The organism is Halopenitus salinus, assembly GCF_055397165.1.
Genome location: NZ_AP043853.1, coordinates 602265 through 619427, shown reverse-complemented (window position 1 = coordinate 619427; position 17163 = coordinate 602265). Strand labels below are relative to the sequence as shown.

The 17163-nt window shown below is 68.2% G+C and carries 22 protein-coding genes; 8 read left to right on the top strand and 14 right to left on the bottom strand.

Annotated elements, in window-relative coordinates; all coding sequences use genetic code 11:
* Positions 1-5: 5 nt before the first annotated feature.
* The gene (gene cyaB / locus ACZ5YD_RS04890) at positions 6-605 is read right to left on the bottom strand and encodes a class IV adenylate cyclase (RefSeq protein WP_379744949.1); all 600 of its coding nucleotides are present in this window, start codon (positions 603-605) and stop codon (positions 6-8) included.
* A 183-nt stretch (positions 606-788) separates the two neighbouring features.
* On the opposite strand from cyaB, the gene ACZ5YD_RS04885 reads away from it, so the two are divergent.
* The 3 genes from ACZ5YD_RS04885 to ACZ5YD_RS04875 all read left to right on the top strand — a co-directional run bounded on the left by ACZ5YD_RS04885 (position 789) and on the right by ACZ5YD_RS04875 (position 3190).
* A complete protein-coding gene (locus ACZ5YD_RS04885; protein ID WP_379744952.1) occupies positions 789-1760 on the top strand; it encodes an FKBP-type peptidyl-prolyl cis-trans isomerase in 972 nt (323 codons plus the stop codon).
* A 123-nt stretch (positions 1761-1883) separates the two neighbouring features.
* Positions 1884-2144, top strand: a complete 261-nt coding sequence (locus tag ACZ5YD_RS04880; protein WP_379744955.1) for a hypothetical protein — start codon at positions 1884-1886, stop codon at positions 2142-2144.
* Between the two features lie 2 nt (positions 2145-2146).
* Positions 2147-3190, top strand: a complete 1044-nt coding sequence (locus tag ACZ5YD_RS04875) for a sodium:calcium antiporter (protein ID WP_379744958.1) — start codon at positions 2147-2149, stop codon at positions 3188-3190.
* A gap of 44 nt (positions 3191-3234) precedes the next feature.
* Here the strand turns inward: ACZ5YD_RS04875 and ACZ5YD_RS04870 are convergent, their stop codons facing one another.
* The 5 genes from ACZ5YD_RS04870 to ACZ5YD_RS04850 all read right to left on the bottom strand — a co-directional run bounded on the left by ACZ5YD_RS04870 (position 3235) and on the right by ACZ5YD_RS04850 (position 6673).
* The gene (locus ACZ5YD_RS04870; protein ID WP_379744961.1) at positions 3235-3864 is read right to left on the bottom strand and encodes an RAD55 family ATPase; all 630 of its coding nucleotides are present in this window, start codon (positions 3862-3864) and stop codon (positions 3235-3237) included.
* A 23-nt stretch (positions 3865-3887) separates the two neighbouring features.
* Positions 3888-4646: a MinD/ParA family ATP-binding protein gene (locus ACZ5YD_RS04865; protein ID WP_379744964.1), complete on the bottom strand. Its 759-nt coding sequence runs from the start codon at positions 4644-4646 to the stop codon at positions 3888-3890.
* A gap of 74 nt (positions 4647-4720) precedes the next feature.
* Complete coding sequence (locus ACZ5YD_RS04860) at positions 4721-5491, bottom strand: creatininase family protein (RefSeq protein ID WP_379744967.1); 771 nt, start codon at positions 5489-5491, stop codon at positions 4721-4723.
* A gap of 47 nt (positions 5492-5538) precedes the next feature.
* Positions 5539-5913, bottom strand: a complete 375-nt coding sequence (locus ACZ5YD_RS04855) for a YlbF/YmcA family competence regulator (RefSeq protein ID WP_379744970.1) — start codon at positions 5911-5913, stop codon at positions 5539-5541.
* A 79-nt stretch (positions 5914-5992) separates the two neighbouring features.
* Positions 5993-6673, bottom strand: a complete 681-nt coding sequence (locus ACZ5YD_RS04850) for an alpha/beta hydrolase (RefSeq protein WP_379744973.1) — start codon at positions 6671-6673, stop codon at positions 5993-5995.
* A gap of 128 nt (positions 6674-6801) precedes the next feature.
* Between ACZ5YD_RS04850 and dph2 the strand changes: the two genes are divergently transcribed.
* Complete coding sequence (gene dph2, locus ACZ5YD_RS04845; RefSeq protein WP_379744976.1) at positions 6802-7845, top strand: diphthamide biosynthesis enzyme Dph2; 1044 nt, start codon at positions 6802-6804, stop codon at positions 7843-7845.
* A gap of 70 nt (positions 7846-7915) precedes the next feature.
* On the opposite strand, the gene ACZ5YD_RS04840 is transcribed toward dph2, so the two are convergent.
* From ACZ5YD_RS04840 to ACZ5YD_RS04825, 4 genes are all read right to left on the bottom strand, one after another.
* A complete protein-coding gene (locus ACZ5YD_RS04840; protein ID WP_379744979.1) occupies positions 7916-8380 on the bottom strand; it encodes an SLOG cluster 4 domain-containing protein in 465 nt (154 codons plus the stop codon).
* A gap of 66 nt (positions 8381-8446) precedes the next feature.
* Positions 8447-9079: a DUF7504 family protein gene (locus tag ACZ5YD_RS04835; RefSeq protein WP_379744982.1), complete on the bottom strand. Its 633-nt coding sequence runs from the start codon at positions 9077-9079 to the stop codon at positions 8447-8449.
* A gap of 75 nt (positions 9080-9154) precedes the next feature.
* A complete protein-coding gene (locus ACZ5YD_RS04830; protein ID WP_379744986.1) occupies positions 9155-9532 on the bottom strand; it encodes a DUF5798 family protein in 378 nt (125 codons plus the stop codon).
* Between the two features lie 120 nt (positions 9533-9652).
* Complete coding sequence (locus ACZ5YD_RS04825; protein ID WP_379744990.1) at positions 9653-10249, bottom strand: AsnC family transcriptional regulator; 597 nt, start codon at positions 10247-10249, stop codon at positions 9653-9655.
* A 121-nt stretch (positions 10250-10370) separates the two neighbouring features.
* Between ACZ5YD_RS04825 and ACZ5YD_RS04820 the strand changes: the two genes are divergently transcribed.
* Positions 10371-10574 (top strand): heavy-metal-associated domain-containing protein, encoded by a 204-nt coding sequence (locus tag ACZ5YD_RS04820; RefSeq protein ID WP_379744993.1) that lies wholly within the window; start codon positions 10371-10373, stop codon positions 10572-10574.
* Positions 10575-10625: 51 nt separating this feature from the next.
* On the opposite strand, the gene ACZ5YD_RS04815 is transcribed toward ACZ5YD_RS04820, so the two are convergent.
* Positions 10626-11141 (bottom strand): macro domain-containing protein, encoded by a 516-nt coding sequence (locus ACZ5YD_RS04815; protein ID WP_379744996.1) that lies wholly within the window; start codon positions 11139-11141, stop codon positions 10626-10628.
* Positions 11142-11260: 119 nt separating this feature from the next.
* Between ACZ5YD_RS04815 and ACZ5YD_RS04810 the strand changes: the two genes are divergently transcribed.
* Positions 11261-12421 (top strand): thiolase family protein, encoded by a 1161-nt coding sequence (locus tag ACZ5YD_RS04810; RefSeq protein WP_379744999.1) that lies wholly within the window; start codon positions 11261-11263, stop codon positions 12419-12421.
* Positions 12418-12858 (top strand): PhlB family protein, encoded by a 441-nt coding sequence (locus ACZ5YD_RS04805; protein ID WP_379745002.1) that lies wholly within the window; start codon positions 12418-12420, stop codon positions 12856-12858. The genes ACZ5YD_RS04810 and ACZ5YD_RS04805 overlap by 4 nt, the downstream gene beginning before the upstream one ends.
* Positions 12859-12876: 18 nt before the next feature.
* Here the strand turns inward: ACZ5YD_RS04805 and ACZ5YD_RS04800 are convergent, their stop codons facing one another.
* The 3 genes from ACZ5YD_RS04800 to dpsA all read right to left on the bottom strand — a co-directional run bounded on the left by ACZ5YD_RS04800 (position 12877) and on the right by dpsA (position 15619).
* Entirely contained in the window at positions 12877-13809 is a 933-nt protein-coding gene (locus ACZ5YD_RS04800; protein ID WP_379745005.1) for a DUF7547 family protein, read from the bottom strand.
* 64 nt (positions 13810-13873) lie between these two features.
* Positions 13874-14956 carry an NADH:flavin oxidoreductase/NADH oxidase gene (locus tag ACZ5YD_RS04795; protein WP_379745008.1) on the bottom strand — a complete coding sequence of 361 codons (1083 nt, stop codon included), beginning with the start codon at positions 14954-14956 and terminating at the stop codon, positions 13874-13876.
* 114 nt (positions 14957-15070) lie between these two features.
* Entirely contained in the window at positions 15071-15619 is a 549-nt protein-coding gene (gene dpsA / locus ACZ5YD_RS04790) for a DNA starvation/stationary phase protection protein DpsA (RefSeq protein WP_379745011.1), read from the bottom strand.
* Between the two features lie 199 nt (positions 15620-15818).
* On the opposite strand from dpsA, the gene ACZ5YD_RS04785 reads away from it, so the two are divergent.
* Positions 15819-17156, top strand: coding sequence for a HEAT repeat domain-containing protein (locus ACZ5YD_RS04785; RefSeq protein ID WP_379745014.1), 1338 nt, complete (start codon positions 15819-15821; stop codon positions 17154-17156).
* The last annotated feature ends 7 nt before the right edge of the window (positions 17157-17163 follow it).

The following is a 17163-nucleotide window of genomic DNA, read 5'->3' as shown; positions in this document are numbered from 1 at the left end:
ACGAACTACTCCCCCTCCTCGGTGTTCCTCGAGGCGAGCAACAGGCCGAGGTAGGACGTCCGGATCTGCTCCTCCGGGTCGAGTTCGAGCGTCTCGAGGATCGCCTCGGCACTCTCGCGGGCCGGTCCGACGTCGGATTCCGCGGCGACCTCGCGTTCGATCTCGATGAACTCGCCGACGTCGCGAACCCGGTCCAGCGTGAGCGTGTACCCCTCGAGCGCGTATCGTTCCCGGCGCTTTTCGACCGTCGCCGCGGACGTGTATCCGAGCCCCTCGAGAATGGCCGCCGCCTCCGTCCCGTCGTCGACGCCCGTCTCGTGTTCCTCGCGGCTCTTCGAGCCCGCGTCGATCAGCGGACCCTTGTAGGTCATCCGGACGGACTCCTCGGCGTCGGATCGATGGTCATCTTCGGAGGAATCGGGGTCCTCGAGGGGACGTTCCACGCGGATCCGAAGGGCCTCGTCCGTCTCCGCGAAGTCCCTGTCGGGTGCGTCGTAGTAGGTGTCGACCTGTCGGACCGTCTCGAGCCGTTCGGCCCCCCGTTCGCGAAGCCGCGAGCGCGTCCTCGCGGCGTCGACCGCGACCTTCAACTCGACCTCGTACATGTCCCATCGAGCGCCTCGACGGCGTAAAAACGCGCCGCTCGTCGACGGGCACCCGCGAACTCGGCCTGCTCGGCGGCCGAACGTGACCGCGAGTCGAGACGGCGGATCCTCGGACGTGAACGGCTCACACGCGAACGAGGTGGAACCGTGCGCCTTAAGGGTGCAACGGGAGATGATTCGGGCATGAGCGATCACGAGCAGGCCGACGAGACGGGAGCCGACACCGAGGCCGACGCGACCGACGCCGAGGCCGTCGAGGCCGACGAGCAGGACGGGGACGCGGCCGGCCTGCAGGACGCCGATTTCGTCCGCATTGCCTACACGATCCGGACGCTCGACGACGGACAGGTCATCGACACGACCGACGAGGAGACGGCCGAGGAGGCCGACATCGACACCGACGAGTACGACTTCGAGCCGCGGATCATCGCCGTCGGCGCCGGCCACGTCTTCGCGACCGTCGAGGACGCGCTCATCGGCGCCGAGGTCGGCGACGAGGGGACGGTCGAGATCCCCGCCACGGAGGCCTTCGGCGAGTACGACCCCGACGAGGTCGAGACGGTGAAGGCCGACAAGATCGGCGAGGACGAGCGCTACCCCGGCGCCCAGATCCAGATCGACGGCCGCCAGGGTCGCCTCGAGACGATCATCGGCGGCCGCGCACGCGTCGACTTCAACCACCCGCTCGCGGGCGAGGACCTCGAGTACGACTACGAGATCCTCGAGATCATCGAGGACCGCGGCCAGAAGGCCCAGGGACTCCTCGGGATGTACCTCCAGGAGGAGCCGGAGGTCCGGATCGAGACGGTCGAGGAGGACGAGGAGGTTCCGGCCGACGACGAGGACGGAGAGCCCGAGACCGAGACGGTCGAAAAGGACGTCCTCTACATCGAGGCCTCCCCCGGCATGCAGATGAACCAGCAGTGGATGTTCCAGAAACAGCAGGTCGCACAGGACCTCATGGACCGGCTCGACCTCGACCGCGTCGTCATCGAGGAGGTCATCGAGGGCGGCGGCATGGGCGGTCTCGGCGGCATGATGGGCGGCATGGGCGGCGCCGGTGCCGGCGACATCGAGGACGCCCTCGAGGACGTCGACGTCGACGCCGACGAGCTGGCCGAGGAGCTCGAGGACGTCGAGGCCGACGAGGCGTAGACGCCCGGACCGACCGAGCTTAGACGCAAAGAGATCCGGTTCGAACCCGGATCGAATCCGACTCGAACTCGGTTCGAACCCGAAACCGGGATCTTTTGATTCCTCGCGCGCCCAGCACCGGGTATGGACCTCGACGACGCTCGCGAGGACGTGACCGTGGCCGCGACCGTCGCGGTCGCGACCGTCGGCGTCACCCTCCTCGTTCGATTCACCGCGGTCCCCGACCCCGGAACGTTCCACCGGCTCTCGCCGATCGCCGTCTACCTCGCCTACCTGTTCACCCGGCGGGGCGGACCCTACGGCGAGCTGGACACGACGCGAAACTGGGCGATCCTCGCCGTCGTCGTCGCGGTCGCGACGATCGCATACGCGCTTTTGGGGTGACCATGGCGTCCGAGGGACTACTTTTGGGATCGACCGCGGGCGCGCTCGTTCTCATCGCGCTCGCGACGGGTGCCATCTGGATCGCCAGCGGGTGGCTCGAGCGGTCCGCGGACGCGCTCGCCGGGTACTACGGCCTTCCGCCGGTGATCCAGGGATCGATCGTCGTCGCGGTCGGCTCAAGCTTCCCCGAGTTCTCGAGCGTGGTCTTCACCGCGCTCGCCGGCACCTTCGACATGGGCGTCGGCGCGATCGTCGGCTCCGCGATCTTCAACGTGCTCGTCATCCCCGCGCTGTCGGGACTCGCCGCCGACGGCGACCTCGAGGCGAACCGGGAGATCGTCTACAAGGAGGCCCAGTTCTACATGATCGCGGTCTCGGCGCTCGTCGTGACCTTCGCGCTCGCGGTCATCTACGCGCCGGCCACCGGCGAGACGGGCACGACGCTGGTCGGAGAGATCACGCGCCCGCTCGCGGCCATCCCGTTGGCGCTGTACGGCCTGTACCTGTTCATCCAGTGGCAGGACGTCGAGGACCACGAGGTCGTCCCCGACCGGGAGGGGGTCTCGGTCCGTCGACAGTGGATGCTGCTTTTCGCCGGGCTGTTCGCGATCCTGGTCGCCGTCGAGCAACTGGTCGCGGGCGTCGAGTCGATGGCCGCGACCTTCTCCGTCTCGGAGTTCCTGGCCGGCGTGACGATCGTCGCGGCCGCGACCAGCCTCCCGGACGCGATCGTGAGCGTCCGGTCGGCGCGGGCCGAAAACGGCCTCACCAGCCTCGGAAACGTCTTCGGGTCGAACACGTTCGACCTCCTCGTTGCGATCCCCGCCGGCGTCCTGATCGTCGGGACCGTGACGGTGGATTTCGCCGTCGCCGCGCCGATGATGGGGGTCCTCACGCTCGCGACGGTGTTCCTCTTCGCGCTCGTCAGGATGGATCTATCCGTGAACGATCCGGAGTCCTACGCGCTGTTGGCGGCCTACGGGCTCTTCGTCGCGTGGGTCATCGCGGAGACGGTCGGCGTGACCTCGCTGTTGCGGCCCGCGTGATGAGGCGGGTGATGAGGCGCCTTATCGGCCGTCGCCCCCGTGGTTCACGCGATGTCGCGGCTCGTGTCGATCGTGACCGATTCGGCGAGCTTCAGCTTCACCGGCTCCTCGAGTGCCGATCCGCCGCGGAACTTGGGTACCGCGAGCCGGTTTATCACCTCGTTCGACGTGACCTCCGTGTGGAGGTCGAAGACGACGTCGGCGACGTGTTCGGTCAGATCCCTGTTTTGGGGAACGTCCCGCCCCTTCATCGCGTGGAGGACGGCCACGCTTCCGGTGTTCATCATGTGGGTCTGCAGCGAGTTGAGGAACCGTCGGTATCTCGAGGTCTCGTGGCGCTCGAGCGGGTCGACGGCGTCGACGACGAGGTTCGCCTCCTCGGGCAGCGTGCCGATGAGGTCGTTGGCGTGATCGAGATCGAGAGCCGTATCGCCGCCGATGTCGCGGATCGTCGGCGATCCGACCTGCGTCGTGGTTCGATCGAGTCCGTCCCTGACGGCCTCCTCCGAACGGATCGTCGTCAAGTACAGCGTCCCGCGGGCCGCCGTCAGCTCGTAGAGGAACAGCTCTGCCTGGCTGGCCGGCCGCGCGGTGAGCGCCACGATGCTTCCGCTCGGGATCCCGCCGCCGAGCTCGCGGTCGAGCACGGAGATTCCCGTCGGAAGCCTGGCCATACGTTCCACGAGGCGTCCCAGCGTTAATTGCTTATCGGCGAAGCGCGCCCCTTTCGGCCGGTACGTCCGTCGGACGTCGGCCGTGCGTCATGCGTCCGGGATCCGGTCGCTTCCGTGGTCTCGATGGCGTCGGGGGTTTCGATGACGTCGACGATCCGACTCGCGACGGATCGATACGCCTCACGGACGCGGGGATCGCTCACGACCGGCGGCGCCACGGCCGGAACCGTCCCGAGAACCGGCACGTCGAGGACCGCGGCCGTCCCCTCGGGTGCGTCGCTCGCGCGTGTGACGGCCACGCCGAGCGGGGGCGCCCCGAGGCGTCGCGCCATCGCCGCCGTCTTCACCGTATCACACAGCGCCGGCGGCGAGAGCGTCGTCACCAGAAGCGTCCGGTCCGCGACCGCAAGCGGCGCGGCGGCGTCCGGGCTCGCGCCCGCGGGGGCATCGATCAGCACCGTTTCTCGCGGTCGGTTCGCGAGACGGGCGAGGTGGCATCGGGGATCGGAGTCGAGCCGTTCGGTCCCGGAGGTCGTGGGAACGGAGGCGATCCGAACGTCCCACCGCGTCTCGATCGGGATCGTTCCGTCCCGGCTCTCCCCGGTGGGATCGCGTTCGCGTGAGACGCCCGCGAGCGCGTGGAGGTTCGGCAGGTCGCGATCCCCGTCGATCGCGAGGACTCGCCCGGGGAGCGCGCGTGCGAGCGCGAGCGTGGTCGTCGTCTTCCCACAGCCCCCCTTTCCGCCGGCGACGGCGATCGTGGGACGTCGAGGTCGGCTCACGGGTCAGCTGGGTCGGAATCGGATAAAAGGGTTCGCGACCCGTGGGGCGTGAGTACCCTGGTTCGGGTCCCGACTTACACGTGGTCTCTCGGCAGCAGATCCTCGAAGTCCCGACCGGCGAGCCACTCCGCGAGTTGGACGAGCTGGTCCGTCGCCGCCTCGAAGAGCCGTTCTCCCTTCTCGGCGGTCGCGTCCGTCTGGTCGCCGAGGACGCCGTTTTCGGTGTTGTCGGCCGCATCGAAGAACGTCCGCGACCCGTGTTTGACCGTCTCGGACGCCTCGACGCTCGCCACGCCGCCGTCGCGTGCGTCCTCCAACCGGTCCTCGTGGACCAACTGCGGGTCGAGATACTGGATCATCGACGTCTCCTTCGGCCCGCCGTGCGGGCCGTTCTGCTCGAAGAGATCGTCGACGAGGTCCGGAATGCTCTCGTCCCACATCCACTCGATCGCATACAGCACTTCGTCATCACGCAGTCGCCTCCCGACCTCACGGAGATGCTCGACGTTCCCCCCGTGGGCGTTGACGTAGATGACCCGGTCGATGCCGTGGTACGCCAGATTTCGCGTTATCGACTCGACGTAGTCCCGAAAGACGGGAGCGTCCGCCCACATCGTCCCGTGGAACTGCTTGTGGTGAGGACTCACGCCGACGTTGATCGTCGGTGTACAGAGGTAGCCGGTCCTGTCGGCGGCCTCCCGTGCGAAGGCCTCGGCGATGAGGTGATCCGTGGCTTCCGGGAGGTGCGGACCGTGCTGCTCGGTCGAGCCGAGCGGGACCAGGGCCAACGACTCCGTTTCGAAGTACTCCTCGAGGTCCGGCCAGGCGACGTCTCCGAGGTACATCGTACTACCCACTCACGCGGGAGGCCAAATACGTTATCCGGTGGTGATCAATCGTGACAGCAGCCGCCGGCCTCGCCGCCGAAGTCGACCGCGAGGGGCTCGGAGATCGCCTCGTTGATGCGCTCGAGCCGGTCGGAAAGCGCCGACTGCGCCGCCAGGTACTCCGCCATCGCCGGCATCGAGTGGAGCTCCTGTTGGGCGCGTTGGACCTTCTGGAGCCCCGTCTTCGTCGCCTGGTCGGTCTGGCGTGCGGCCGTGAACTCCTGGCGGAGCCGCTCGAACTCGTCGATCTTCTCTTGGACCGCCTCGTCGTTCTCGACGGCGGTGCGGGCCTCGTCGAACCGCTCGTACTCCGGAAGCTCCGCGATCCGCTCGCCCAGTTCGCGACCGAGATCCTCGATGGACGCCGATTCGACGCTCATGGTTCTCCCTTCGGCGCGAGTCGGTTTCAACCTGCCGGACGCGGCGGCGGGAGGCGGCTTTTCGATCGCCTCGACCCCCTCACCGATTCGACTCGAGGAACGCGACGACGTCGGAAAGCTCCCCGCGACCGACGCCGTGGCCGCCGGGGTAGCTCCCGTAGGTGACGTCCGCGCCGATCGCTTCCAGTCGGTCGGCCGCCGCCCTCGAACGGGACTCCGGGATCACCCGATCGCCGGCGCCCGCGCCCACGAAGACCGGCTTGTCCGCGATCCCGTCGGGCTCGAGGTCGGCGTGCGACTCCGGAAGGTAGCCGTGTAAGGCGACCACCCAGGCGAACCGCTCCGGCTCCTCGAGCAGGAGGCTCATGCTCGTGATGGCGCCCTGGCTGAACCCCAACACCCCGATCGCGTCGGGGTCGAGGTCGTAGGCGTCGATCGCGGCCTCGACGCTCTCGTCGATCAGATCGAGGCTCCGACGGAAGTCCTCGGCGTCCGGCTGGCTGTTCTCGAGCCCGCCCGCGGACAGATCGAGCTCGTACCAGGTGTAGCCACCCTGTAACGGATCGGGCGCGCGCAGGCTGATCACGTGGCGGTCGTCGCCGAGTTCGTTCGCGATCGGGAGGAGGTCCTGCTCGTCGGCGCCGCGACCGTGGAGGACGAAGACCGCCGGCGCGCTGCCGGCGTCGCTGTCGGCGGAGCCGTCCGAACCGGCTGGCTTCTCGGGTTCGATGTGGACGTGTTCGAGCGGAAGATCGGCCATGGGGACCGATTGGCCGCGACACGGGATGTGCCTATCGGCTCGCGACGGGCGATCCCGTGGGGAACGTCGAACCGGCGCGTCGCCGTCGAACGCGCGATTTAACCGTCGTGGGGCGCTATCGAGCGAACATGAGCGGCGGGTCAACGGAGGGCGATCTCACGCGGACCGGGATGGCTCTCAAACACGATCGGGAGTGGGACTACGAGCTCGAGCGCGTCATCGACGCGATCGAGGAGCGGGACGCCTCGAAGGTCGGGCTGCAGTTCCCGGAGGGGCTCAAGCGTCGCGGTCCGCGGGTCGCCGACGACCTCCGCGAGCTGGCCCCCGACGACGTCACCTTCATGATCTCGGGCCAGCCGTGTTACGGCGCCTGCGACCTCGACACCTACCTGATGCGGCGGACCGACGTCTTCGTCCACTTCGGCCACACGCCGATGAAGGAGTCGGACCAGATCATCTACGTTCCCCTGTTCTCGAACGTGGACCCCTTCGACATCATGGCGGAGTCGCTCGAGGAGCTCGCGGACCCCGCCGAGGACCCCGACGTCGGGCTCGTGACCACCGCCCAGCACATGAATCGGTTCGAGGAGATGACCGAGTGGCTGGAGGCCCGCGACTACGAGGTCCACACGCGTCGCGGCGACGACCGGCTCACGAAGGAGGGACAGGTCCTCGGGTGCAACTACGCGTCCGCGGACATCGACGCCGATCAGGTCCTCTACGTCGGCGGCGGCAAGTTCCACCCGCTCGGGCTCGCGATGGAGCATCCGGACAAACGCGTCGTGATCGCGGATCCGGTGAACAACGTCGTGAAGATCGCGGACCACGAGAAGTTCCTCAAACAGCGGTACGGCGCGGTTCACCGCGCGATGGACGCCGACAACTGGGGCGTGATCTTCTGTACGAAGATCGGCCAAGGTCGCTGGGAGCGGGCCCAGGAGATCGTCGACGCGAACGACGACGCCTACCTCATCACCATGGACGAGGTGACCCCGGACCGCCTGCGCAACTTCGACATGGACGCGTTCGTCAACACCGGGTGTCCCCGGATCACGACCGACGACGGCCCACAGTTCCACAAGCCGATGTTGACGCCCGGCGAGTATGAGGCCGCGATCGGCGAGCGGCCGCTCGACGAGATCGAGTTCGACACGTTCCACGGAACCTGGTAGCCCGCCTCCGGCTCGCCGCGGTCGGAAGGGACGCTCCCTCCCGGGCGTACTTTTCGTCTACGCCTCCCGCCTACGCCTTCCTCGAGTTCCCCACCGCTTTCTCCAGGAGATCGACTGCCGCGACCGGCGTTTCGACCGCCTCGACCCACGCCACCTCGTGTGTCCCGATCCCGGCGATCGGCCTGTCGTAGACCGCGCCCATTCCGATCTCGGAGAGGGTTCCCGGACCCCCGTCGAGGGCGACGATCGCGTCCCCATTCATCGCCACGAGGGCGTTTCTCGCGTGGCCGATCCCGGTCGCGATCGGCGTCGTGACGAACGGGTTCGCCGCGTCCCGGCGGTCGCCCGGAAGGATCCCGATCGTCTCCCCCGGGTCGTCCGCCGTCCTGGCGCCGCGACAGACCGCCTCCATCGTTCCGCCGAGCCCGCCACAGACCACCGTGTGTCCGCGATCGGCGATCTCGCGGCCGACCGCCTCGGCCGTCGACTCGGCCCGCTCGTCGATCGAACTCCCCCCGATGACGCTCACGCGCATGCCCGGCCTCGACGTGCGCGCGGCTTAGCCTCTTCGACCCGGATCATCGTCGTCGGTCGTCCTGGGTCATCGTCTTCGAACCGTCCACTCCCCGTCGGCCACCTCGAAGAGCGCATCGAAGAGGCCGTAGAGCCGCTCCAGCGTATCCTCGTCGTGGGCGTCCGCCGCCAGGTGGTACCACGCAAGCGCGTCGACGGCGACACACCGTCCGGTCACCTGGTCGAGAAACCGGCAGGTCCGATCGAGGTCGACGTACTGCAGGAGCGTCGAGATCGACTCGAAGCGGACGACGATGGGGACGTCCTCGTCGTGCCACTCGCGTAGCGCCTCGGTGATTCGCACGCCGAGAGTCGTCAGGTCGCCGACGGACCGGACGGTCACGACCTCGAAGGGCGATTCGTCGACGATCGGATCCGGATTGTCGATCCCGTCGCGCTTCGGGGTCACGATCCGACCCGCCTTCGGTTCGAACTTGAAGGTGTCATTCCACTGCTCGATGCACGCGCGCGGCGTTCGAACGAGGGAGACCCAAAGAACGTGCGCGTCGAGCGGAGTCGACGACGACCACACGTCGGACGGTGGCGAGGAGGGCGGGCGGGCGTCGACCGGCGGATCGACGACCAGCGCGTTCTCGCCGGGATCGATACCCGGCGCACGCGTTCGTTCGTCGGGTCCGCCCGGTTCGGAGTCGGGGGACATGGTTACACATCGAGCCCGAACGGTAAGAAACGGATCCCGTTCGGCCCGCCACCGCCCGCCCGGTCCGCGGCTCGCTCAGGCGCCGTCTCCCGTGTCGTCGGCCGGTGTGTCGGTAGCTGTTGTGCCGTCAGCCGTCGTGTCTCCTGCAGTTCCGGTCGATTTCGGCGTGTCGGCGCCGTTCTCCGCTTCGTTCGTCGGCTCCTCCTCGGCCTCGTGGATGTGTGCGTCCGTGCTGACCGCCTCGAGATCGACGCCGACCTCCTCGGCGACGGCGTCCAGGACGGCGCGCTGTTCGGCCATCTCGGTCTCGAGGTGACCGACCCGCTCTGCGGTGTCGGTCACCGTCCGTTGGGTCTCCTCGACCTCGTCGCGCAGGTCGTTGAGTCGCTTGTACGTCTGTTCGGCCTTGTCCGCCAACGTCTGGATCTTCTTGGCCGTGCCTCCGAGTCCCATACCCACCGATGTTCCCGAGGCCTTGAGTGCGTTTCCGTTCTCGAAGGCGGTGGTGAGACGGCTCGCGACCCACCGATCACGTGGGTCTCGAAGAGCGGGTCCTCTCCCTCGGTCGCCGACTTAGGCCCCCTCCTCGATCCGCTCGAAGCGCTCCTCGAACCGCGAGCGACACGAGCCACAGCAGAAGTGGTACAGCGTCCCGTCGATCCGAGCCGACTCGCCCTCGCTCGTGACCGTGTTGCCGCACTCCACGCAGTCGATCGCGAGTTCCACGTCCGAACCGATCGTCGAGTCCCACGCTCGCGAGGCGAGCAGTTGTACCTCGAGTTCGCGAATCGCGTCGGGATCCGAAAGCGCCTCCGAGAGCAGCCCGTCGACGGACCCGGGGTCGATCGTCGCCGAACAGACGACCTCGCCGTCCGCGGTCTCGAAGGCGTGTTCGACCCGATCGTGGTCCGCGAGCCCGCGGTAGGCGTCCTCCGCGACCGAGATCGGCAGGTCGATCCGGAGGAGGACGCCGATCCCGCTCGAGAGCGTCCCGTGATCGACCCGGATGGTGAACCCCTCGATGACGCCCATCTCCCGGAGTCTGTCGACGCGGTCGGAGACGGCGGGCGCCGAGAGGCCGACGCGATCGGCGACGTCGCTGAAGGGGCGGCGTGCGTCCTCGCTCAACAGCTCGAGTATCTCGCGGTCGGTCTCATCGAGCGTGCGCATACCGCGGTTTCGACCCCGTGGCTGATAACGGATCCGACGACGGGGATCCGAATCCTCCCCCCACATCGTCTTTCGAATCGAAAGGGAAATTCGGATGAACCGGGGGTGCCTACGAACACACATGGTGGAACTGAACGTCGACGGCATGGCGTGTGACGGGTGTGAAACCGCGGTCGTCGAGGCGCTCTCGGAGGTACCGGGCGTCGAGGAGGCGTCAGCCGACCACGAGCGAGGGATCGCTACGGTGAGCGTGGCCGGAGGGACCGATCGCGAGGTGCTCGCGGCGGCGGTCGAGGAGGCCGGCTACGAGGTCGTCGACGACTGAGGGTCTCGAGCCCACGGATCCGTATCGTCGACCGTCGCTCCACGCCCGCGATCACGGCTCCCCGGAACGAACGTCCTCGGCGACGCGTCGAACGGTCTCCGCCTCGGACTCTCCGTAGGCGATGAACCGGACGTCCGCGAGCGACTCGGGACGGAAGGCGTCGATCTCCGAGGCGATGAGACGTGCGCCCCGTTCGAGATCGAAGCCGGCGACCCCACAGCCCAGCGCGGGCATCACGAGCGAACGGTATCCCTCCCGATCGGCACGCTTGAGCGCGTTATGGGCAGCGAGCCGGACGCTCGCGGCGGTGGCCTTTCCGTCGCCGTAGTGGGGCATCGCGGCGGCGTGGACCACGATCTCGGCGTCGAGATCGTAGGCATCCGTGACGGCTGTCCCGCCAAGATCGACGGGGCCCTTCGAGACGGCCTCCTCGTTGATCGCGCGGCCGGCGCCGCGCCGGAGCGCGCCGGCGACGCCCGAGCCCATCCGGAGGCTGGTTCCGGCCGCGTTGACGAGCACGTCGGCCGACCGTGCGGCGATGTCGCCCTCGATGACGTCGAACTCCATGGCCGATCCGACGGGGGCGAGGGTCATGAAGGGACGTGCCGCATGCGGCGATCGCGCAACGCGAGACGGGAAAACACGAAAAGGGGAAGGTATACGACGGGGGCGCCGCATCCACGGGTATGGAACGCGTCGCGATCATCGGCGCCTCGATGACGCGGTTCGGCGAGCGCGAGGGGTGGGTGCTCGACCTGCTCTCGGAGGCCGGCGAGGCCTGCCTCGCGGACGCCGGCGTCGAGGCGAGCGATCTCGATCACCTCTACGTGTCGAACATGGCCAGCGGCGAGTTCGAGGGACAGACGGGGATCTCGAACGCGCTCGCACACGACCTGGCCGCGATGCCGGCCTACACCGCCCGGATCGACCAGACCTCCTCCTCCGGGGGCGCGGGCGTCTACGCGGCCTGGCAGTCGGTCGCCTCCGGCGCCTCCGAGTTGACGATGCTCGTCGGCGGCGAGAAGATGACCCACCGGAGCACCGCCGAGGCGACGGACGTGATCGCCTCGCTCACCCACCCGGTCGAGTACAAACACGGCGTCACGCTCCCCTCCTTCGCGGGGCTCACCGCCCGGCTCTACCTCGACACCTACGACGCGCCGCGGGAGTCGCTCGGCAAGGTCGCCGTGAAGAACCACCGCAACGGCGTCGACAACCCCCACGCGCAGTTCCGCAAGGAGGTCGACCTGGAGACGGTGCTCGAGTCGCCCATCGTCGCCGACCCGCTTCGCCTCTACGACTTCTGTCCGATCACGGACGGATCGGCGGGGCTCCTGTTCTGTCCGGAGTCGGTCGCCGCAGAGTACGTCCCCGAGGACGAGTACGTCACGGTCGCGGGGATCGGCGGCGCGACGGACACCCACGTGGTCCACGAGCGCGCGGACCCCACGACGATGGGCGGCGTCGTCGAGTCGAGCGGGACCGCCTACGAGATGGCCGGGATGAGCCCGGAGGACGTCGACGTCGCGGAGCTTCACGACATGTTCACGATCCTCGAGTTCCTCCAGTCGGAGGACCTCGGCTTCTTCGAGAAGGGCGAGGGCTGGCGGGCGGTCGAGGAGGGCGTCACCGACCGGGACGGCGAGTTGCCGATCAACACCTCGGGCGGGTTGAAATCGAAGGGCCACCCGCTCGGTGCTTCCGGCGTCGCACAGATCCACGAGATCTTCGCGCAGTTGACCGGTCAGGCGGGGGCACGTCAGGTCGACGCCGACGTGGGTCTCGCGTGTAACGTGGGCGGGTTCGGAAACTGCGTGACGACCACGGTCATGGAGGCGGGCCGATGAGCGGATCGAACGGAACTTCGGACGACGGGAAACACGAGGAGGGACGTGGAGACGACGGCGCTCCGGTCTTCGAGGCCGCACGCTACGCCGACGGGACGGTCACCTACCCGCCGCACCCGGTCGGGCCGAACGGCGCGAAACGCGTCGACGCCGTCGACCTCGCCGAGCACGAGGCGGAGGTGGTCACCTGGACGGAAGCGACGGCCACCCCGCCGGGCGTCCGCGCGCCGAACACGCTCGCCATCGTGGAGTTCGACCTCGATCTCGACGACGCCCCGCCGGTTCGCGCGATCGGACAGGTCACGGAGGACGCGGACGTCGAGATCGGCGATACGGTCGTACCGGTGTACGCCGAGGAGCTTCGCGATCCCGACGCCGGCATCCGCGAACCGGACAGCCAGGAGTGGGACGGCTTCCGCTTCGAGCCGGCCGAGTAGTCGGCACGCTCCCCGGATTCAGGCCGCCGGATCGTCGCCCGCCGTCGTATCGTCGGCATCTGATCCGTTCGCGCTTGCCTCGTCGCCACCGGGCTCGTTCCCGCTTGCCTCGTTGCTCCCGGTTTCCTCGCCGTCCGGTTCGGCCTCGTCCGGCTCTTCACCCGCTTTTTCGTCTCCGTTCGTGTCGTCGTCCGCGAGTTCGTCCTTGATCGACTCGAGTTCGGCGTCGACGTCGACCGCCGGCGGCGACGCATCGTCCGCCGTCCCCGAACTCGACGCTTCGGGGTCCGAGTCCTCGTTCACGGTCGACGCCGAGTCCGAGTCCTCGTCCGCGGTCGACGTCGACTCCGAATCCGAGTTCGGGCTGGAATCGGGATCACGCACGTCGATCGAGACGCCCTCGCCAGGGTCCGAGCGTCGGTCGGTCGAATCATCCGGATCGATCCCGTTCTTCGTTCCCGGATCGGTCGAGAATTCGGCCAGCAGCTCGTCGATCTCCGCGGAGAGCGTTCGCGCGTCCTCCAGCAGCTCCCTGGAGGTCGCCTCGCGTGGGAGGTCGGCCGCCGAGAGCGCGGTCCGAAGCTCCGAGAGGCTCCGGCGAACGCCCGCGGCGGTTCCGTCGCGGACGTCGGCGAGCCGGTCGCTCGAACCGTCCGTGTCCGGTCCGTCGACGACGCCTCGACGTTCCGGATCCGCGAGTCGAAGCGTGGCTCGAAGCAGCTCGAGGGAGCGGATCGCGGCCTCCAACAGCGCGATGACGGTCGGGAGGGTGTATCGCTCCGTGAACCGGAGCAGCTCGGCGGGGCTGGGTGGTCTGGGGACCCGACTTCGAGTCCCGACCTCGTCTCGAAGATCCGAGCGAAGCCGGGAGAGCACGTCCTCGAGTTCCGCGAGACGCTCCCGAAGGTCCTCGTCGCGATCGCGATCCGCGGGTCGATCGCCGTCGGTCATTGCCGGGACGTTCGCCCTCCGAACGCAAAAACGTACGTACGCTTTGATTTTGCCGCGGCGTGCGTCACTCGAAGCGACCGCGGCGATACTGGACCGGCCACTCGAGGTCGACGCCCAGCTCGTGGGCGGCCTCGAGGGTCCAGTAGGGGTTTCGAAGCAGCTCCCGGCCGAGCGCCGCCAGGTCGGCGCGGTCGTTGCGCACCAGCGCGTCCGCGTGTGTCGGATCGGTGATCTTGCCCACCGCCGCGACCGGCACGTCGGTCTCCAAGCGGATCGACTCCGCGAACGGCACCTGGTAGCCCGGCCCGGGCTTCTCCAACTGCTGATCGGGGTGGGTCCCGCCGCTGCTGACGTCGATCAGGTCGGCGCCGGCCTCGGCGAGGAGCGGCGCGAGCCGGATCGACCCCTCGAGGTCCCACGACTCCCGGTCGGGGAGCCAGTCGGTCGCGGAGATGCGCACGAACACGGGCGAGTCGTCGGGCCAGACCTCACGAACCGCGGACGTCACCTCGCGGACGAGCCGAGCGCGGTTCTCGAAGCTGCCGCCGTACTCGTCGTCCCGGTCGTTCGAGACGGGCGAGAGGAACTCGTGGAGCAGGTAGCCGTGCGCGGCGTGAACCTCCGCGATCTCGAAGCCCGCGTCCCGGGCTCGCCGGGCGGCGTCGCGGAAGGCCTCGATCACGGTCTCGATGTCGTCGTGATCCATCTCGCGTGTCGGCGGCGCCTCCGCGTCGGGGTACGGGTACGGTCCGCTCGGAGCTATCGTCTCCCAGCCATCGCCGTCGGGAAAGAGCGGCTCGCGACCCTCCCAGGGTCGCGACGTCGACGCCTTTCGGCCCGCGTGTGCGAGCTGGATCGCCGGGGTCGCTCCCTGTGAGCGGACGAACTCCGCGATCGGGGTGAGCGCGTCGGCGTGCTCGTCCGACCAGATCCCCAGGTCGCCGGGGGAGATCCGACCGCGGGGTTCGACCGCGGTCGCCTCGACCATCACGACGCCGGCGCCGCCGACGGCGCGCGAGCCGAGGTGGACGCGGTGCCAGTCGTCCGCGAAGCCGTTCTCCGCGGAGTACTGACACATCGGCGACATCATGACGCGGTTTCGGATCTCCGTGTCCCGGATCGTCATCGGGGAGAACAGCGTGGCCATGTCCACGGAAACGCTCCGGTCACGCTAATCGGCTACGGTCCACGAACCCGGGGTCGTCGAGTTCGGTTCGACCCGCGGAAGCGGACGTCGGTCGAAACACTCGTTCCGGGCCGATCAGGCCATCGAGTCCCCGGTGACGAGGGTGTCGTCCTCGAGATAGTGTTCCAGATGGTGTGCGTGCTCCTCGACGTCCACCAGGACATCACGGAGCTGTTCCTCGGTGGTGTAGTCGCCGAGGTCGTTCGCGAGCCGGACGTGCTCGCGAAGCGACTCGATGACGTCGCCGAAGATCTCCATGTCGTTTTCGAGCGACGTCCGGACGTCGTAGGCGTCGGCGTCCTCTCCCGAGACGGGCGCGTGTTCCTCGTAGTTCGCGCCGCCCGAAAGCGGGACTCCGCCGAGCGCCTGCGCGCGCTCGGCGATGACGTCGGCGCCCTCCTCGAGGTCCGCGGCGACCTCGCCGAGGTAGACGTGGAGGTCACGGAACTCCGCGCCCTCGACGAGCCAGTGGTGTTTCTTGATCTGGTGGTACAACACGTACGTCGACGCGAGATCGGTGTTCAAGGCGTCGACGAGCTGCTCGGCCTTCTCCTCGGGGATCCGAAGCGCTTCGCTCTCTTCGACCGTTCCGTACTGCTGTCGGACGTGTCTCTGGGTACTCATCTCGTCCTCCTATTCGTCCGTATTCCACTTAAACATTCATATTACGGAATTTTATTTTCCCATCTAAAAACACATTTTTTTCATATTGGAACTCCCCACCCGATCGGCTACTGTCCGTCTCCTCGACCGAAGCGTCTCCGGGCGGGCGAGCGCGCACGAAGGGAAACGACTTAATGGACCACACACGCAGATTCACGGTATGAGCAACGGCGAGGACGAGCCGGAGGACGCCCCCGAAGAAACGGACGCGGAGTCCCCGACTCTTCCGGGAGACGTGACCGAGGAGTCCCTGAGCGAGTATCTCGACGAGGTGGAGAGCAAGCTCGAGGCGGCCGAGACCGAGGCCGACCTCGACGACGTCGAGGCCCTGCTTTCCGACGCCGAGTCGTCCCTCTCGGAGGCGGACCTGCCGGACCCCGAGGACGAGGACGAGGAGAACCTGCGTGAGGCCCTCGAGTCGCGGATCGAGGACCTTCGATCGTCGCTGTCGGACGCGCGCGGTCCGTACGCCGAGGACGTGATCGACGACGTCGAGGCGGCGATCGACGACATCGAGAGCGCCGAGTGGACCGAGACGGGACTCGAGGAGGTCGAGGCGGCGATCGAGGCGTTCGCGGCCCACGTCGCGGAGACGCTCGGCGTCGATGTCGAGCCCGAGACGGACGACGTCGACGCGCTCGTCCTCACCCTGGAGTCGATCACGGAGGCGATCGAGGACGCGGACCTCGACGCGGACGCGGACGCGGAGACGATCGCGACGCTCGTCGAGGGCGCCGAGACGCTTTCGGCGGACCTCGAGGACGCCGAGCGGTGGGAGGACCTCGGAACGAACGAACAGCTCCTCGCCGAGGGCTTTTTCGACGTGCTCGGCCACTACAAGGACTACCCGGTCGAGTGGTCCGCGCTGAAGGCCCACGAGGAGGCGGGCAACGTCGACATGATCCTGCTCGCGCTCGATTCGCTCCAGTCGGATTTCATGGAGCGCCACTGCATGGAGGCGTTCGAGCGCATGGGCAAGCGCGCGGCGACCGAGGCGGCCCTCGATGAGCTGCTCGGTCGCGCGGAGAAACGCGAGAAGGTCGCGATCCGGATCCTCGGCAAGATGGCCGCGGACGAGGCCACGGAGACGCTCCTCGAGTACGTCGACGAGGACTCCGACCCGCAGCTCCAGAAGGCGACGTTCAAGGCGCTCGGCGAGATCGGCGCGTCCGAGGCGGTCCAGCCGCTCGCGAACAAACTCGAGATGGAGGACGACAACGTACGTCCCTACGCGGCCCGCGCCCTCGGCCTCATCGGCGACGCACGAGCCGTCGATCCGCTCGCGGAGACGCTCTCGAGCGACGAATCCGCGGACGTCCGATCGGCCGCCGCGTGGGCGCTCCGACAGATCGGCACCCGCGAGGCTCTCGAGGCCGTGGCCGAGCACGACGACGAGCGCGTCTTCATCGTCCAGACGGAAGCCGAGAAGGCAAAGGAGACGCTCGACGCAGGCACGGATACAGGCACCGACGCGGACGCCGACGCACCGACCGCCTGAAGGGTCG

Coding starts and splice junctions, on each gene's coding strand:
- cyaB (WP_379744949.1), bottom strand. CDS start 605: ATGTACGAGGTCGAGTTGAAGGTCGCGGTCGACGCCGCGAGGACGCGC.
- ACZ5YD_RS04885 (WP_379744952.1), top strand. CDS start 789: ATGAGCGATCACGAGCAGGCCGACGAGACGGGAGCCGACACCGAGGCC.
- ACZ5YD_RS04880 (WP_379744955.1), top strand. CDS start 1,884: ATGGACCTCGACGACGCTCGCGAGGACGTGACCGTGGCCGCGACCGTC.
- ACZ5YD_RS04875 (WP_379744958.1), top strand. CDS start 2,147: ATGGCGTCCGAGGGACTACTTTTGGGATCGACCGCGGGCGCGCTCGTT.
- ACZ5YD_RS04870 (WP_379744961.1), bottom strand. CDS start 3,864: ATGGCCAGGCTTCCGACGGGAATCTCCGTGCTCGACCGCGAGCTCGGC.
- ACZ5YD_RS04860 (WP_379744967.1), bottom strand. CDS start 5,491: ATGTACCTCGGAGACGTCGCCTGGCCGGACCTCGAGGAGTACTTCGAA.
- ACZ5YD_RS04855 (WP_379744970.1), bottom strand. CDS start 5,913: ATGAGCGTCGAATCGGCGTCCATCGAGGATCTCGGTCGCGAACTGGGC.
- ACZ5YD_RS04850 (WP_379744973.1), bottom strand. CDS start 6,673: ATGGCCGATCTTCCGCTCGAACACGTCCACATCGAACCCGAGAAGCCA.
- dph2 (WP_379744976.1), top strand. CDS start 6,802: ATGAGCGGCGGGTCAACGGAGGGCGATCTCACGCGGACCGGGATGGCT.
- ACZ5YD_RS04840 (WP_379744979.1), bottom strand. CDS start 8,380: ATGCGCGTGAGCGTCATCGGGGGGAGTTCGATCGACGAGCGGGCCGAG.
- ACZ5YD_RS04835 (WP_379744982.1), bottom strand. CDS start 9,079: ATGTCCCCCGACTCCGAACCGGGCGGACCCGACGAACGAACGCGTGCG.
- ACZ5YD_RS04830 (WP_379744986.1), bottom strand. CDS start 9,532: ATGGGACTCGGAGGCACGGCCAAGAAGATCCAGACGTTGGCGGACAAG.
- ACZ5YD_RS04825 (WP_379744990.1), bottom strand. CDS start 10,249: ATGCGCACGCTCGATGAGACCGACCGCGAGATACTCGAGCTGTTGAGC.
- ACZ5YD_RS04820 (WP_379744993.1), top strand. CDS start 10,371: ATGGTGGAACTGAACGTCGACGGCATGGCGTGTGACGGGTGTGAAACC.
- ACZ5YD_RS04815 (WP_379744996.1), bottom strand. CDS start 11,141: ATGGAGTTCGACGTCATCGAGGGCGACATCGCCGCACGGTCGGCCGAC.
- ACZ5YD_RS04810 (WP_379744999.1), top strand. CDS start 11,261: ATGGAACGCGTCGCGATCATCGGCGCCTCGATGACGCGGTTCGGCGAG.
- ACZ5YD_RS04805 (WP_379745002.1), top strand. CDS start 12,418: ATGAGCGGATCGAACGGAACTTCGGACGACGGGAAACACGAGGAGGGA.
- ACZ5YD_RS04800 (WP_379745005.1), bottom strand. CDS start 13,809: ATGACCGACGGCGATCGACCCGCGGATCGCGATCGCGACGAGGACCTT.
- ACZ5YD_RS04795 (WP_379745008.1), bottom strand. CDS start 14,956: ATGGCCACGCTGTTCTCCCCGATGACGATCCGGGACACGGAGATCCGA.
- dpsA (WP_379745011.1), bottom strand. CDS start 15,619: ATGAGTACCCAGAGACACGTCCGACAGCAGTACGGAACGGTCGAAGAG.
- ACZ5YD_RS04785 (WP_379745014.1), top strand. CDS start 15,819: ATGAGCAACGGCGAGGACGAGCCGGAGGACGCCCCCGAAGAAACGGAC.